General features: G+C 66.7%; 16 protein-coding genes. 4 read left to right on the forward strand and 12 right to left on the reverse strand.

The window, feature by feature from the left end; genetic code table 11:
• Nucleotides 1-4: 4 nt before the first annotated feature.
• Nucleotides 5-568, reverse strand: coding sequence for an HAD family hydrolase (locus tag HYV14_03850; GenBank protein ID MBI2385130.1), 564 nt, complete (start codon nucleotides 566-568; stop codon nucleotides 5-7).
• A 129-nt stretch (nucleotides 569-697) separates the two neighbouring features.
• Between HYV14_03850 and HYV14_03855 the strand changes: the two genes are divergently transcribed.
• Genes HYV14_03855 through pheA form a run of 4 tightly spaced genes read left to right on the forward strand, consistent with a single transcriptional unit; the run spans nucleotide 698 to nucleotide 3,657 of the window.
• Nucleotides 698-985, forward strand: a complete 288-nt coding sequence (locus HYV14_03855) for a chorismate mutase (GenBank protein MBI2385131.1) — start codon at nucleotides 698-700, stop codon at nucleotides 983-985.
• Nucleotides 972-2,117, forward strand: coding sequence for a pyridoxal phosphate-dependent aminotransferase (locus tag HYV14_03860; protein ID MBI2385132.1), 1,146 nt, complete (start codon nucleotides 972-974; stop codon nucleotides 2,115-2,117). Before HYV14_03855 ends, HYV14_03860 begins: the two co-directional genes overlap by 14 nt.
• Before the next feature lie 2 nt (nucleotides 2,118-2,119).
• Nucleotides 2,120-2,842 (forward strand): prephenate dehydrogenase/arogenate dehydrogenase family protein, encoded by a 723-nt coding sequence (locus HYV14_03865; protein ID MBI2385133.1) that lies wholly within the window; start codon nucleotides 2,120-2,122, stop codon nucleotides 2,840-2,842.
• Nucleotides 2,839-3,657, forward strand: a complete 819-nt coding sequence (gene pheA, locus HYV14_03870) for a prephenate dehydratase (GenBank protein ID MBI2385134.1) — start codon at nucleotides 2,839-2,841, stop codon at nucleotides 3,655-3,657. The genes HYV14_03865 and pheA overlap by 4 nt, the downstream gene beginning before the upstream one ends.
• Nucleotides 3,658-3,795: 138 nt before the next feature.
• On the opposite strand, the gene HYV14_03875 is transcribed toward pheA, so the two are convergent.
• The 11 genes from HYV14_03875 to HYV14_03925 form a co-directional block, all read right to left on the reverse strand.
• Nucleotides 3,796-4,839, reverse strand: coding sequence for a 3-deoxy-7-phosphoheptulonate synthase (locus tag HYV14_03875; GenBank protein ID MBI2385135.1), 1,044 nt, complete (start codon nucleotides 4,837-4,839; stop codon nucleotides 3,796-3,798).
• Between the two features lies 1 nt (nucleotide 4,840).
• A complete protein-coding gene (gene sucD, locus HYV14_03880; protein ID MBI2385136.1) occupies nucleotides 4,841-5,737 on the reverse strand; it encodes a succinate--CoA ligase subunit alpha in 897 nt (298 codons plus the stop codon).
• A 1-nt stretch (nucleotide 5,738) separates the two neighbouring features.
• Complete coding sequence (gene sucC, locus HYV14_03885) at nucleotides 5,739-6,896, reverse strand: ADP-forming succinate--CoA ligase subunit beta (protein ID MBI2385137.1); 1,158 nt, start codon at nucleotides 6,894-6,896, stop codon at nucleotides 5,739-5,741.
• A gap of 13 nt (nucleotides 6,897-6,909) precedes the next feature.
• Nucleotides 6,910-7,953 carry a 2-oxoacid:ferredoxin oxidoreductase subunit beta gene (locus HYV14_03890; protein MBI2385138.1) on the reverse strand — a complete coding sequence of 348 codons (1,044 nt, stop codon included), beginning with the start codon at nucleotides 7,951-7,953 and terminating at the stop codon, nucleotides 6,910-6,912.
• Nucleotide 7,954: 1 nt separating this feature from the next.
• Nucleotides 7,955-9,829, reverse strand: coding sequence for a 2-oxoacid:acceptor oxidoreductase subunit alpha (locus HYV14_03895; GenBank protein ID MBI2385139.1), 1,875 nt, complete (start codon nucleotides 9,827-9,829; stop codon nucleotides 7,955-7,957).
• A 135-nt stretch (nucleotides 9,830-9,964) separates the two neighbouring features.
• Entirely contained in the window at nucleotides 9,965-10,504 is a 540-nt protein-coding gene (locus HYV14_03900) for a hypothetical protein (protein ID MBI2385140.1), read from the reverse strand.
• A gap of 110 nt (nucleotides 10,505-10,614) precedes the next feature.
• A complete protein-coding gene (locus HYV14_03905; GenBank protein ID MBI2385141.1) occupies nucleotides 10,615-11,112 on the reverse strand; it encodes a hypothetical protein in 498 nt (165 codons plus the stop codon).
• Nucleotides 11,093-12,562: a hypothetical protein gene (locus HYV14_03910; protein ID MBI2385142.1), complete on the reverse strand. Its 1,470-nt coding sequence runs from the start codon at nucleotides 12,560-12,562 to the stop codon at nucleotides 11,093-11,095. Before HYV14_03910 ends, HYV14_03905 begins: the two co-directional genes overlap by 20 nt.
• A gap of 57 nt (nucleotides 12,563-12,619) precedes the next feature.
• Complete coding sequence (locus HYV14_03915) at nucleotides 12,620-14,095, reverse strand: trypsin-like peptidase domain-containing protein (protein MBI2385143.1); 1,476 nt, start codon at nucleotides 14,093-14,095, stop codon at nucleotides 12,620-12,622.
• Between the two features lie 15 nt (nucleotides 14,096-14,110).
• A complete protein-coding gene (locus HYV14_03920; protein ID MBI2385144.1) occupies nucleotides 14,111-14,824 on the reverse strand; it encodes an FHA domain-containing protein in 714 nt (237 codons plus the stop codon).
• Nucleotides 14,825-14,847: 23 nt separating this feature from the next.
• Nucleotides 14,848-15,456: serine/threonine-protein phosphatase (locus tag HYV14_03925; GenBank protein MBI2385145.1), on the reverse strand; the 609-nt coding region annotated here is incomplete at its 5' end.

The following is a 15,456-nucleotide window of genomic DNA, read 5'->3' on the forward strand; positions in this document are numbered from 1 at the left end:
CCGCTCAGGCGGGGCTGAGCAGGATCAGTTCCGCCGCCTTCGCGATGTTCTTCACGGTCAGGTGCGGCGCCCGGTTCGGGCCGCGGCGCCAGGCGGTCTCGTGTCCGTTGTCGATCATGACCGTCCGGCAGCCCGCGCGCCGCCCGGCCTCGACGTCGTCGAGGACGTCGCCGATCATCCACGAGCGCAGCGGGTCGATGTCGTGCTCGCGGCAGGCGTCCTCGATGAGCCCCGGGGACGGCTTGCGGCAGCGGCACTCGACGGCGTAGGCCCGCACGCGGCCCTCGGGGTCGTGAGGGCAGTAGTAGAAGCCCTCGAACGCGGCCCCCTCCTCCGCCAGCAGTTCCTCGAGCCGGCGCACCACGGGCGCCAGCGCCTCCTCGCGGAACTTGCCGCGGGCGACGCCGGGCTCGTTCGAGACGATGAACAGACGGTAGCCCGCCTCCCTCAGGCGCGCGAGCGCCTCCGTCGCGCCCGGCAGGAGCTTCAGCTTCGCGGGATCCGCCCCGTGACGCACGTCCTCGACAAGAGTCCCGTCCTTCTCGAAAAAAACCGCTCGATCGTTCATGTCGCGCTCCTTGGATCTCCTGAGCGCGATTATAGCGCCGGGATCGGGCGCGCCGTCATTGCCGTGCGGTGACATTTTCTTGCCTCCCGCGTCCCCGCCCGGAGCCGGCCAATGTAATAGAATGACGGCATGAAGCGCGACATCAAGAGCGACTTGAACGAGATCCGCACCGGCATCGACGCGGCCGACAACGGCATCATCGCCCTGCTCGGCGAGCGGCGCGAGCTGGTGATCCGGCTGGCCCGCATCAAGAAGGTGCTCGACGTCCCCATCTACGACCGCAAGCGCGAGCAGGCCCTGGTCGACCGGGTCAAGAAGCTCGGCCGGAAGAAGAAGCTCAACGACGAGTTCGTCGAGGTGCTGTTCCGCCTGATCATGATGAACTCCAAAGAGACGCAGTATCATGAGGCTTTCTAAGAGGGCGGAGGCGGTCGCCGAATCGGCGACGCTCCGCCTCTCCGTCGCCGCGGCGCGGCTGCGCTCCCAAGGGCGGGAGGTCCTGAGCCTCCTCGAGGGCGAGCCCGACCTTCCCGTCCCCCCCGCGGTGCGCGAGGCCACGCGCCGCGCCCTCGCCCGCGGCGAGACGCGCTACAGCGACGCCGCCGGCCTGCCCGAGCTGCGCGAGCTGATCGCGCGCAAGCTCCGGGCGGTCGACGGCATCGCCGTCGCGCCGGAGGACGTCGTCGTCACGAACGGCGCCAAGCAGGCCGTGTACGAGGCGCTGCAGGCGATCTGCGGGCCCGGCGACGAGGTGCTGATCCCGCGCCCGTATTGGGTGACCTTCCCCGAGTCGGTGCGCCTCGCGGGGGCCGAGCCGGTCTTCGTCGAGACCCGGGCGCACCAGCTCGATCTCGACGCCGTCGCGCGCGCGGTCACCCGCCGCACCCGCGCGATCATCATCAACTCGCCCAACAACCCGACCGGCGCGGTGTACCCCGCGGCGGCCCTGCGCGCCCTCGCGCGCCTGGCGGCCAAGCGCGATTTCCTGATAGTCTCGGACGAGGCGTACGAGGACTTCGTCTACGACGGCGCCGCGCACGCGAGCGTCGCGGCCCTGGGAGCGGCGGGCCGCACGATCACCGTGCAGACCTTCTCGAAGAGCTTCTCGATGACCGGCTTCCGCGTGGGCTTCCTGGCCGCGCCGCCCGCGATCGCGCGCGCGGCGCGGCGCCTGCACGGGCACGTCACCGGCAACGTCTGCACCTTCGCGCAGCGCGGGGCGATCGCGGCGCTCGGCCTCGGACCCGGCGAGCTCGACCGCCGCCGCGCGGTCTTCCAGAAGAGGCGGGACCTCGCTTACGCGCTGGCCTCTCGCCGCTTCGACTGCGTGAAGCCCCGCGGCGGCCTGTTCGTGTTCGCCGACGCGCGCCGCCTGCTCGGGAAGCGCTTCAAGGACTCGGCGGCGCTCGCGGAGCACCTGCTCGAGAAGGCCGGCGTGTCCGTCGTCCCGGGCTCGGCCTGCGGCATGGAGGGCTTCCTGCGCTTCAGCTTCACCTCGCCCGAGCCCGTGCTCCGCGAGGCCTTCGCCCGCATCGAGGCCGCGCTGTGAGGATCGGGATCATCGGCTTCGGCCGCCTGGGAGCGCTGCTCACGCGCCACTTCGCCCGCGAGCACGAGATCAAGGTCTACGACAAGCGGCGCGTGTCCCGCCGGGTCCGCGCCCTCGGCGCCGAGCCCGCTCCGCTGGCGGAGGTCTGCCGCCAGGAAGTGGTCGTCCCCTGCGTGCCGATCGCGGCGTTCGAGCCGCTCTTGAGGCGCATCCGCGGCCTGCTGCGCGCGGACGCGCTGGTCGTCGACGTCTGCTCGGTCAAGGAGCATCCCGTGCGCGCGATGAAGCGGCTCCTGCCGCGCTCGGTCGAGATCCTCGGGACGCACCCCAACTTCGGCCCCGACAGCGCCGCCGAGTCCCTGCGCGGGCGGCAGATCGCGGTGTGCAAGGTGCGCATCGGCGCCGAGCGCTACGCCCGCGTCAAGCGGGCGTTCGAGCGCAAGGGGCTCGAGCTCGTCGAGATGACGCCGCGAGAGCACGACCGGCGGATGGCGACCTCGCTGGTGCTGACCCATTTCATCGGCCGGGGCCTGCTCGACTACGGCGCCCGGCCCACGGGCATCGACACCGAGGGCTACAAGAGGCTCCTGCGCATCCTGCAGACCGTGCAGAACGACACCGCCCAGCTCTTCCGCGACATGAACCGCTACAACGCCTACGCGCCCGCGATGCGCCGCCGCTTCCTCGCCGCGCTGCGCCGCGTCGACGCGAGGGTCCGCCGGTGAGGATCGCCTTCCAGGGCGTGCGCGGCGCCTACTCGGAGGAGGCCGCGCTCAAGCGCTTTCCGGAGGGAGAGCCCGACGGCTTCCCGTACAGCGAGCAGGTCGTCGAGGCCGTGGACTCCGGCCGCGCCGAGTACGGGATCCTTCCGCTCGAGAACAGCATCGCGGGCCCGGTCGGGGTCAACCTGGACCTCTTCCTCGCGCACGACATCTTCATCATCGACGAAGTCTACCTGCCGATCGACCACTGCCTGCTCGCCAAGCCGGGGGTGAAGCTCGCCGACGTCTGGAGCGTGTACTCCCACCCGATCGCGCTGGCCCAATGCCGCGAGTTCCTCAACTCGCACGGCTTCAAGGCGGTCCCCGAGTACGACACGGCCGGCTCCGCCGAGCTGATCGCGGGGCACGGGAGGCCGGGCGAGGCGGCGATCGCTCCCAGGCGCTGCGGCGCCATCTACGGCCTCGAGGTGCTCGCCGAGAAAATCCAGTCGGCCAGCAACAATATCACGCGCTTCGGCGTGTTCGCGCGCCGGGACAAGGTCCCCCCCGGCCTCAAGATGGAGAAGACGAGCGTGGCCTTCAAGGCCGCGCACCGCCCGGGCTCCTTGCTCGGCTGCCTGAAGCGCTTCGCCGACAACGGGGTCAACCTGACCAAGCTCGAGTCGCGGCCCGTCGCGACGGACCCGTTCGCCTACGTCTTCCTCGTCGACCTGGTGGGCGGCATGGAGGACGCGCCCGTCAAGAAGGCGCTGTCCGAGCTCGGCGCCGACGCCGCGGACATCAAGATCCTCGGCAGCTATCCGCTCGGCGCGCGCTGACCGGGTATCGGCAGCAGTTGAAGAGCCGGGCCCTGGCGGAGTCTGGGCGGCGAAGGACCCTGGACCGCAACTGTCGTTGACGACAGTTCTTGGCCGCTTGCCTGTGAATCTTGGGGATAGTCACGACTCGCCGAACGGTCAGCGCGACTCGTAGGCGGCGAGGATCATCTTCTCGGTCGCCTCCCAGCCGAGGCACTTGTCCGTCACGGACACGCCGTGCTCCAGGCGCTTGAGGTCGCGCGGGATCGGCTGATTGCCCTCGTTCAGGTTGCTCTCGATCATGACGCCGATGAGGCTGTTCTCGCCGCGCGCGCGCTGCGCGAGGCAGTCGGCGAACACGGCAGGCTGGCGGCGGTGGTCCTTGCTCGAGTTGCCGTGGCTGCAGTCGACCATTATCCGCTCGGGCAGCTTGGCCGCATGCAGGGCCTTGCGGACCAGGGCGATGCTCGACTCGTCGTAGTTGGGCGACTTGCCGCCGCGCAGGACGACGTGGCCATAGCGATTGCCCTTCGTTCGGTAGACGGAGATCCGGCCGTCAGGGTCCACGCCGAGGAAGTGGTGCGGCATCAGCGCGGACTTCATCGCGTCGAGCGCGACCTGGATGTTGCCGTCGGTCCCGTTCTTGAAGCCGATGGGCGTGGAGAGGCCGCTGGCCATCTCGCGGTGCGTCTGCGACTCGATCGTGCGCGCCCCGATCGCGTACCAGCAGACGAGGTCGGCGAGGTACTGCGGGGTGATCGGATCGAGCGCCTCGGTGGCCGTCGGCAGGCCGAGCTCGGTGATCTTGAGCAGCAGGCGCCGCGCGAGCTTCAGCCCGGCCTCGATATGGAAAGAGTCGTTCATGTCGGGGTCGTTGATGAGCCCCTTCCAGCCGATCGTCGTGCGCGGCTTCTCGAAGTAGACGCGCATGCACAGGAGAAAGCGGTCGGAGACCTTGTCGGCGAGAACCTTTAGGCGGCCGGCGTACTCGAGGGCGGCCTTGGGATCGTGTATGGAGCATGGACCGACCACCATCAGCAGACGGTCGTCTTTCCCGTCCAATATGTCGAGGATCGCGCGGCGGCCGGCCGCGACGGTCTCGAGGCTCGCCTCGGAGGCGGGAAGCTGGCCCGTCACCTCGCGCGGAGGCGGCAGGAGCGTGTGCCCCGCGACGTTGGCGTCGACGAGCCTTTTCTTGTCCAGCTTAGGCGGCCAGCGGCTTGCGGGACTTCGCGACGGCCTCGCCGATGCCGGAGAGGTTCTCGACGACGGTGATGCCGGCCTCGCGCATGGCCTTGATCTTCGAGGCGTGCGTGCCGGCCCCGCCCTCGACGATCGCGCCCGCATGGCCCATGCGGCGGCCCTCGGGAGCGGCTTTGCCGGCGATGAAGCCGAACACGGGCTTGGTCATCTTGTCCTTGAAGAAGCGCGCCGCGTCCTCCTCGGCCGAGCCGCCGATCTCGCCGATCATGACGACGGCGTCGGTGGCCTCGTCCTCCTCGAACTTGGCGAGGATGTCGGAGAAGCTGGAGCCGTTGATCGGGTCTCCGCCGATGCCGACGACCGTGGACTGGCCGAAGCCGCGCTTGGTGAGCTGGTCGACGGCCTCGTACGTCAGGGTCCCGGAGCGGGACACCACGCCGATGCCGCCGGGCTTGTGGATGAAGGCGGGCATGATGCCGGCCTTGCACTGGCCGGGGGTGATCACGCCGGGGCAGTTCGGCCCGATGAGGGTGATCTCGCGGCCCGAGCGCTCCACCTGCTGGATGTAGCGCTTGACCTTCGCCATGTCCAGGACCGGAATGCCCTCGGTGATGCAGATGACCGTCGAGCAGCCGCCGTCCACGGCCTCCATGATCGAGTCCGCGGCGTAGGGGGCCGGGACGAAGATCAGGGAGACGAACGCGCCCGTGTTGCGGACCGCGTCGTGCACCGTGTTGAAGACGGGGCGGTCGAGATGGGTCTGGCCGCCGCGGCCGGGGGTGACGCCGGCGACGATCTGCGTGCCGTAGTCGAGGCACTGCTTCGCGTGGAAGGTGCCCTGCGAGCCGGTGAAGCCCTGCACGAGGATCTTCGAGTCTTTGTCGAGGATGATGGCCATTTTATTTCGCGGCCTCCACCGCTTTCTGCGCCGCGTCCCAGAGGTCGTCGGCCGCGATGATCGGCAGGCCCGACTTCTTGAGGATCTCCTTGCCGGCCTCGACGTTCGTGCCCTGCAGGCGCACGACGAGCGGGACTTTCAGCTTGATCTTCTTCAGCGCGGAGACGACGCCGGCCGCGATCATGTCGCACTTCACGATGCCGCCGAAGATGTTGATCAGGATCGCCTTGACCTTCTTGTCCTTCAGGATGATGTTGAGCGCCTTGCTGACGCGCTCCTCGTTGGCCCCGCCGCCGACGTCGAGGAAGTTCGCCGGGCTGCCGCCCGCGAGCGCGATGGTGTCCATCGTGCCCATGGCGAGGCCCGCCCCGTTGACCATGCAGCCGATCGTGCCGTCGAGGCCGACGTAGGAGATGTCGGCGGCCTTCGCCTCGTTCTCCAGGGCGGAGGCCTCGTGGTCCTTGAACTTCGCGAGCTCGGGATGACGGAAGAACGCGTTGTCGTCCGTCGTCATCTTGCAGTCGAGCGCCATCACGTCCTTAGGAGTCAGGATCAGAGGGTTGATCTCGAGCATCGAGCAGTCGAGCTCGATGAACGCCTTGACCAAGGTCTTCGTCACGCGGACGAAGGCCGAGGTGTGGGTCGCGGGGATGTCGAGCTGGAAGGCGAGGCGGCGGGCCGCGAAGTCGCGCAAGCCGACGTTGGGGTCCACGGGCATGCGGATGATCGCCTCGGGGTGCTCCTCGGCGAGCGTCTCGATCTCCATGCCGCCCTGCGCGGAGGCGATGATGGTCGGGCCCGCGTTCTTGCGGTCCATGACGATGGAGAAGTAGAGCTCGCGCTCGATCTTGACGCCGCCCTCGATGAGCAGCTCCTTGACCTTGATCGCCTGGCCGTGCGTCTGGTGCGTGATCAGGTTCATCCCGATCATGGCCTTGGAGAGGTCCTTGGCCTCCTTCGGGGATTTGGCGAGCTTGATGCCGCCGGCCTTGCCGCGCCCGCCGGCCAGGACCTGAGCCTTGACGACCCACGGGGCCTTGCCGGCGCGCTTGAGCGCCGCCTGCACCTGGGCCGTGGTCTTGATGAGTCCGCCGAACGGGGGCACGGGCACGCCGCGCGCCTTGAGGATCTCTTTTCCTTCATGCTCGAGAAGTTTCATGGCTCTCCCTCTATCACGCCGCGACGGTCCAGGTCTCGGGGCCCGTCAGCAGCTTCTGGAGATCGGCCGGCTTCTCCTTCCTGGCCTGGTCGATCTGCCCGTTCATCAGCTCATGGAGCATCGGCCGCTCGACGTCGCGGAACACGCCCTGCGGGACCGGCTCGGCCATGTGCGCGAGGAAGTTGGCGAGCGTCGCGGACGGCGCCTTCTCGTCGTGGATGAGCAGGTTCTTGGGCGGGTTCGCCGGGTCGAAGGTGACGACCTCGGGCTCGAGGCCGTTGAGGACGATGCCCTTGTCCTTCTTCGCGCCGAAGATCATCGGCTTGCCGTGGGCCACCTTCATCATCTTCTCGTCGCGGATGTCCTTCGCGGCCACCGACTCGAACGCGCCGTCGTTGAAGACGATGCAGTTCTGGAAGATCTCGATGAACACGGAACCCTTGTGGTGCGCGGCGCGGGTCAGGACCTCGCCGAGGAACGGGAGGTCCGTGTCGACGGCGCGGGCGACGAAGGTCGCCTCGGAGGCGAGCGCCAGCGCGATCGGGTTGATCGGAGCGTCGATCGAGCCCATCGGCGAGGACTTCGTCTTCTTGCCGAGCTCGGAGGTGGGCGAGTACTGGCCTTTGGTCAGGCCGTAGATCCTGTTGTTGAACAGGAGGATCTTGATGTCGACGTTGCGCCTCAGCGCGTGGATGAGATGGTTGCCTCCGATCGACAGGCCGTCGCCGTCGCCGGTCACCACCCAGACCTGCATCTCGGGGTTCGAGCACTTGATGCCGGTCGCGATCGTCGGCGCGCGGCCGTGGATCGTGTGGAAGCCGTAGGTGTTCATGTAGTACGGGAAGCGCGACGAGCAGCCGATGCCCGAGACGAACACGTACTTCTCCTTCGGGATGTTCAAGGTCGGGAGCATCTTCTGGACGGTCGCGAGGATCGCGAAGTCGCCGCAGCCGGGGCACCAGCGGACCATCTGGTCGGACTTGAAGTCCTTGGCGGTCTGCACGATGGGGCCCGCCGCGGGAAGCATCTCCATCTCGTTGTCTGATTCGGCCGGCATGTTATTCGCCTCCCTTGAGGATCGCTTCGACGCCGGCTTCGATCTCGGAGACCTTGAACGGCTGGCCCTTGATCTTGTTGAGCCCCGTCGCCGGGACGAGGTATTTCGCGCGCAGCACCTTGAGCAGCTGGCCCATGTTCAGCTCGGGCACGATCACGCGCTCGAAGCCCGCCATGATGTCGCCGAGGTCCGGCGGCAGCGGATTGAGGTGGCGGATGTGGACGGAGGAGACGCTCTTGCCCTGCTTCTGGAGGTTCTGCACCGCGGCCGTGATGGCCCCGTAGGTCCCTCCCCAGCCGACGAGCAGCACCTTGCCCTTCTTCTCGCCGAGGATCTCGGTCGGAGGGATGTCCTGGGCGATCTTGTTGACCTTCGCGGCGCGCAGGCGGACCATCCGCTCGTGGTTGTCGGGATCGTAGGAGATGTTTCCCGTGATGTCCTGCTTCTCGATGCCGCCCAGGCGATGCTCGTAGCCGGGCACGCCGGGGATCGGCCAGGACCGCGCCATCGTCTCGGGGTCGCGCTTGTACAGCTTGAAGTCCCCGAGCGCGGGGAGCGGCTCCCGGCCGAACTTGGTCAGCGACGCGGCGTCCGGGATCAGCCACGGCTCGGAGCCGTTGGCGAGGTAGCCGTCGGTGAGGAGGAACACCGGGGTCATGTACTTGACCGCGAGGCGGCAGGCCTCGAAGGCCATCAGGAAGCAGTCGCCGGGGGTCGCGGCCGCCAGCACGGGCACCGGGCTCTCGCCGTTGCGGCCGTACAGGGCCTGGAACAGGTCGGCCTGCTCAGTCTTCGTCGGCAGGCCGGTGGACGGGCCGCCGCGCTGCACGTTCAGGATCACGACGGGCAGCTCGGTCATGACGGCCAGGCCGATCGCCTCGGTCTTCAGCGCGACTCCGGGGCCCGACGTGGTCGTCAGCGCGAGGTTGCCTGCGAACGCGGCGCCGATGGCGCTGCCGATCGCGGCGATCTCGTCCTCGGCCTGGAAGGTCTTCACGCCGAAGTTCTTGTGCTTCGACAGCTCGTGGAGCACGTCGGAGGCGGGCGTGATCGGGTACGAGCCGAGCCACAGCGGCAGGCCCGAGACGCTCGAGGCGGCGACGAAGCCGAGCGCGGTCGCCTCGTTGCCGGTGATGTTGCGGTACACGCCGGGCTTGATCGGCGCCTTGCGCACGCGGAAGTGGTGGCCGAAGATCTCCGCGGTCTCGGCGTACGCGTTGCCGGCGTGGAGCGCCTTGTGGTTGGCCTCGACGAACTTGGGGTTCTTCTTGAACTTGGCCTCGATCCACTTCAGCGTCGACTCCATCGGGCGGTCGTAGAGCCAGTACATCATGCCGAGCGCGAAGAAGTTCTTGCAGCGCTCGGTCTCCGTCGCCGACAGGCCCATGCCCTCGAGGGCGTTGCGCGTCAGGCGGCCGAGCTCGACGGGGATCACGCGGAAGTCGGACAGGCTGCCGTCCTCGAGCGGGTTCTTGCCTTCCTCGTAGCCGGCCTTCTTCAGGTTGGCCGCGTTGAAGGTGTCCTTGTTGACGATGATCATGCCGCCTTTCTTGACGTCCTTGACGTTGGCCTTCATCGCGGCCGGGTTCATCGCCACGAACACGTCGGGCGCGTCGCCGGGGGTGAGCACCTGGCGCGACGAGAATTGGATCTGGAAGCCCGAGACGCCGGCGGTCGTGCCCACGGGGGCGCGGATCTCGGCGGGGAAGTCGGGGAAGGTGGACAGGTCGTTGCCCGCGAAGGCGGTGGTGGTGGTGAACTGCATGCCGGTCAGCTGGATCCCGTCACCGGAGTCCCCGGCGAAACGGATCACGGCGGACTCGATCTCCTCGATCGGGAGGTGGGAAGGCTTCGGCTGGGTGGAGGTGTCGCTCATCTCGGATTCTCCGACGGACGAAGTAGCGGCCACGCGGCTCCGCTTCGCCTATTATAGTCCCCGGAGGGCAACCGGAGTATTGATCTAAGTCAATTCTTTTTGACGCCCGCCGCGGGCCGCGCGAAACGACGATTATTACGGCCGGAGGCTGGGGGCGGTGGCCGCCGCGACGAGCTCGAGGAGGCCCTGGGCGGAGCCAGCGGCGGAGGCGCGCGTGGACGGACGGGCCGTCTCGGGGCGGGCGCCCCGGGGAGAGGTGGACAGGGCGACCTCGAAGGAGGACGCGCGCCGCATGGGAGGCAGCAGGGACGCGAAGACGCGGGTCCACACGCGGGGCGCCGCCGCGGCGGGGACCGCCACGGCCGGGGCGTCGTCTTCCTTAGTAGGGGCCTCGCGCCTGGCGGCGGGAGCGGGAGCCGGCTTCGCGGGCTTCTCGCCCCGGGCCGGCGCGGCCTCGGGAGCGGGGCCTTCGACGGATGGGGCCGGGGCGGAGGAGGCTTCCTCGATCGAGGGGGCGTCGGGCGGGACGGCGCCCGCCTCGGGGCCCCGGTCGCTCGCCGCCGAGTCGGCCAGGCTGACGAGGCTGCCGTAGGCGTCGTCCTGGTCGGCGCGGGCGCCGGTGCGCGACAGCGCGAGAGGCAGGACGAGCAGGCCGGCGAGCAACAGGCGCTTCATGACCGTAGAATAGCCCGAAGGCGGCGCGCGAAGGAGGGACGGACGGGTAAGCGGGGGCCCGGCAAGAGGCCCTAGGCGAAGGGGGTCCTCCGGGGCGTCGTTATTGTCGATTACGCTGTGATTGCCCGCGATTCATACCGTTCGTCGATAGCCGCAATCAGTAGCGCAGACTCTGCTCCCCTCGGCAATATCCACACATTGTAGACGCCCCAAGATTCATTCACTCGATAGCGAAACATCCAGTGTCCTACAACTTCGGGGCTCGCACCTTCCTGGGAAACGAAGCCCGCCGCGAGATCCCATATCTGAACCCCGGGGATCCGGCCCATCCATGCGATGAGTTTCTTGCCTATAGCCTGGGCAGATTCAATCGAGCCTTTCGACGCCTCGGCCAGGTTGAATTGGTCCAGCCTTACCGTCATGTGGGCCGTAAAGTGTTTACGATATTCGATCTCCGAAATCGGCTCCGCAAATATGAGATGCGGTTTCCATTCGGAGGGAATGTCGTTCTTAGCGAAATTGGCTCCACAGATCGGAGTCGCAGACTCGAACCAGCGGATGACGGCGCTGGCATTCTGAGGACCGGGACTACTCATTTGCCCCTTCATATGGATACCTACCTTTGATCTCAACATCAATTCGGTGTTCCCCCTTCTCGCCAAAAGGGAACGATTTGCTTCGCCCGATGATGCCGGGTCCGATTAACGCCAAATATCTGCTTGCACCTGAGAGTGAACCCCAAAAGCCAAACATCTCCTTTGGAGAAAGATTGTTTTGTGCTTGCTTTCTAACCCGAGTCAACATTTCCTGGGCAACCGCCCGACTAACATTATTTTTCTTCTCTTCAAATCGACGAGTTCCCTTTCCGGACTGAGAATACATCTGAATATGGATGCTAACCTCGTTTCCTCTGGATTCCGGTCCGGAGCTCCGGTCCGCGAAATCCGCTTTCCCTTTCTCATATTTCTCCTGATCCTTGCTTACCTTCCAATCAACCCAAGCACTGAAAGTGGCATCGCCAACGAGAACGATCCCAGTTGCAGCAAGTGCAATTTTCCCGACGACAGGAAAACGCGATGCCCTTAGGCCTTTCACAATATACTTCTGTGTCTCAGGATTTACGGCGGCCTTTTCCGCTCGGTCAAGCACGGCCGGGCCGGGATTGGCGGCATTAATGATATGGGAATCGGACGCCCGCTCGACGGACGGGGTCGATGGTGATTGATCCGCATCACCGGCCAGAAAGATCGCAGTTGCGATGCCCTTGGCATCGGTTCGAAGCGTGGCCGTATATTGCGGATCTTGTCCGAGGGTAAGAGTCAATTCATGCCCATCGAGTCTGACTCCGGGTTGACCCTCGATATCGGTGCAGGTAAGACGCAAGCTCAGCGTAAACGAATCTTCATCGACTGTTTCCGGAATCGAGACCGGGCTAAACTTGCACTCGGGCATAGCCGGCGCATTCGACAAGACGACGGAGGCCGTTGCCGTCAGCGATTTTCGGACAGTCGCCTGCGCCTCGAGGTCGATCTTCTCGTCCGTCTTTGCCTCAACATCGGATTCCGCTGCTTCAAAGGATTCGGTGCTCATGGCGCGGACTTCGGCGTCCAATTCGTTCTGCGCGCTGTCGGACTTTCCTCTCACGGCCTTCGTGTCCCCGGTCTTGACCGTCCTGACCCCACGATCCCGGCGAACGATCGCGGCGATCGTCGCCTTGCCCGCCGCGTTCGTCCTGGCTTCCGGCTTGCCCTTGAATCGAAGCAAGGTCGCAGGCGTCGCCTTGAAGCCGACGAGGATGCCCTCCTTAGAGGCCTCTCCTTCGCTGAGAGTCACGAACGCCGTCAAGGTCACCTCATCGCCCGGAGCAACGGCCAAGGGCGTGGCCTCAAGGGTCAGATTACTGAGCGTGGGAGGCTCTTTGGGTTTCGGCTGCACTTTCGGGAGTTCGCGGGCCTCGGTACGGCTGCGCGTCGCCGCCGGCGAGGTCTTCGATTTCGAGAACGCTGTCCCAATCTTTCGGAACAACGCGGGAATGCCTTGGAATACGACGGTCTTCACGAGCGGAACAATAGCTTCGCCGAGAGCGCGGCCGAGTTCCCCGGCGCCGCTGGAATCTTATGCGGTCCCTCCCGAGTAAGACGACGAACCGCCGCAGTTCTGCACGCAGACGCCGTTCGGGACGCGCGGCGGCGGAGGCAGGCTGGGGATGTTCCAGGCTCCAAGGCCGGCTTCCGTCAACGCGCCGGAACGAGTCCGACTCAGGACGGCGGCGGTACCGGCGTCCTCGATGACTTCAGTCTGGGAGATTCCCGTCGCTTCCGATTCGGGGGTATTAAGCCAGTGCGCGAGCACAGGCGCCGGTATGGCAACCGGCCATCGGCCTTCCTCTGTATCGGCCGGGCGCAGGACGAGCAAGCCCGCGACTCCACCCGCCTCGTTGAGGACCGGACCTCCCGTCAACTCGGGCGAAATCGCGGCGTCGGTCTGGAAGCTGCTCTCCCCGGTTTTGGTGACGAGGCCGGAGGTCTTGGTCCACAGTCCCGCGACCGTCGTATGGCCGAGCACGGTGACGAGTTCGTCTTTCTCGGGAGCGGCCTCCGCCAAGGCGAGTCCCGGACGAGACTGATCCTCGGAAAAAGCGAGAACCGCCAAACGGAGGTACGGTTGGCGGCGGATGACGACGGCCTTTATCTCGACTGGCCGGGTGCTTCCGGAATAGGCGAAGAGGAACGGGCGGTCGGTGTCGGCGACTACGGAGGCATCGGTGAGAAGAACAGGCCCGGACTTCGTCTGGAGCAAAGTCCCGGCGGCGCGATGATCCTTCCACGCCACGACGAAAACGCTCTCCTCAGGCCGGCTTGCGACTGAACGTGCCGCCTGAACCAGACCCGATTCCATCGCGCGGTGATGGGCGGCAAGTTCTTCATAGATTGAGGCACGGGCACAATAGAGCCTGGCGCGCACGGCGCCGTCCGCCTTTTCCGAGGCGAGCGCCAAGGTCAACTTGCGGGCCCGGGCGCGCTTCTTCTCATAATCGGCCGGCGCAAGCCTCGTCTTGGCCGAGGCTTGGTCAAGCGCCTGAGCCGCGGTTTTGCCGGCCGCGGTTGGTCCCAATAAGGAAACCAGCCAAGGTGAAGCTTCCCCGGCTGCAGTGGAGAACAGCCCATCCTGGTTGGACAGAAGCGACGCTCGTTTCTCGGAGGGAACGCAGGACGACTCCTGAAAGCGCCCGGCCCAGGTGTAGTCGGCGACCGCCAAAGTGCGGTAGAGCGCGTCGAGGCCCGATGATCGATCCCGGAAAAAGGGCTTTAACTCCGGGGACATGCGCGGCTCGAGACGGGCGAGGGTCTCCTTGGCTTGTTCTTCGTCGCGGAAGGACTCTAGCCCATCGGACAGGAGAAGAAGATCGGACTGAAGGGAGGCCAGCCCCTTCGCGTCTCCGGAGCCGTCGTTCGCAGATTCGACCGCTTTGGCGTCTGGGGTCAGCGCGTATGTCGAAAGTAGATACCAGAGAGGATCGGTCGTGGTCTCAGCCCGGAGCGGAATCGACGCAGCAAGAAGGAGCGCCAACACCGCCTGGAGCCTCTTCATGGGCGCGGCCCCGCGTCAGTCGCGGAGCTCGAAGACCATCGTCGTCGAGCCGCAGTCGATCATGTCGCCTTCCTTCAGGACGACGGAGCCGGCGACCTTCGCGCCGTTGACGACCGGGTAGCCCTCGGTGACGGCGACGAGCATGTAGCCCTCGGGCTTGCGGTGCACGGAGGCCGCGACCTCGGGGGCCGAGCCGAACAGGCCCGAGCCTTTGATCTGGACCTGCACGCGGTCGGACTTGCCGATGTAGGTGGACATCCCCTTGAGTTCGTACTCGCCCGCGTCCACGGCGCCCTTGATGACGCGCAGCCACGCGGACCTCTCCGCGCCGGCGGGCTTGGCCGCGGCGGAGGAGGCGGCGACCAGCTCCGCCTGCTTCTGCGGGGTGAGGACCATCGTCGCGTCGGAGGAAGGGCTCGGCGCGCCGGCATCGGCCACCTCGGCCTCGTTCAGGAAGACGACCGCGTGCTTGGCCAGGCCCACGACGTCGTTGTGATGCAGGCCGGACTTCTTGATGCGCTTCTCGTTGACGAAGGTCCCGTTGGTGGACTCGAGGTCCTCGACGTAGTAGCCGCCGCCTTCCATCGTGAGCTTGCAGTGATGGCCCGAGATCGCCGGGTTGTCGATGACGATGTCGTTGTCGGGCTTCCGGCCGATGGAGACGGACTCCTTCTCCATGGCGACTTCCTTAATGACGGCCGCGTTGAACTTCAGCAGCAGCTTCGGCATCAATATCTCCCTTTCGTGAAAGCTCAGCGCCCGAACAGGCGCGACACCAGATTCTTGACCGCGCCGCCACCGCCCTCGGCGGGGACTTTGGCGACCACGACCGCGATGTTGTCCACGCCGCCCGCGGCCCGGGACTTGGCGATCAGCGTCTCGACGATCTTCTGCGGGTCCTGCGACTCGGCGATCACCGCGGCGACGTCCGCGTCGACGACCATCTTGGAGAGGCCGTCCGTCGCGAGCAGCACGACGTCCCCCGGCAGCAGCGGGTGGTCCGCGACGTCGACCTGCACGCCCTTCTCCGCGCCGAGGGCCCGGGTCAGGATGTTCTGCTGCGGCGAGCGCGCCGCCTGGTCGGCCGTGATCTGGCCGCGCTTGACCTGCTCGCCGACGAGCGAATGGTCCTCGGTGAGCTGGGTCAGCTCGCCCCGTCGCCAGAGGTAGAGGCGGCTGTCGCCGACGTGGGCGACGGTCAAGGATTTGGCGTCGACGACGGCGGCCACGACTGTCGTGCCCATGCCCGCGTCCTTCGGGAAGGCGCGGCCCTTCTCGTAGATCATCTCGTTGGCGGACTTCACGAAGAACTCGAGCTGGCGGGAGCGCGGGGTCAGCCCCGGGGTGCCCCCCTCCGGGAT

This window comes from Elusimicrobiota bacterium (genome assembly GCA_016182905.1).
Taxonomy (GTDB): domain Bacteria; phylum Elusimicrobiota; class Elusimicrobia; order UBA1565; family UBA9628; genus GWA2-66-18.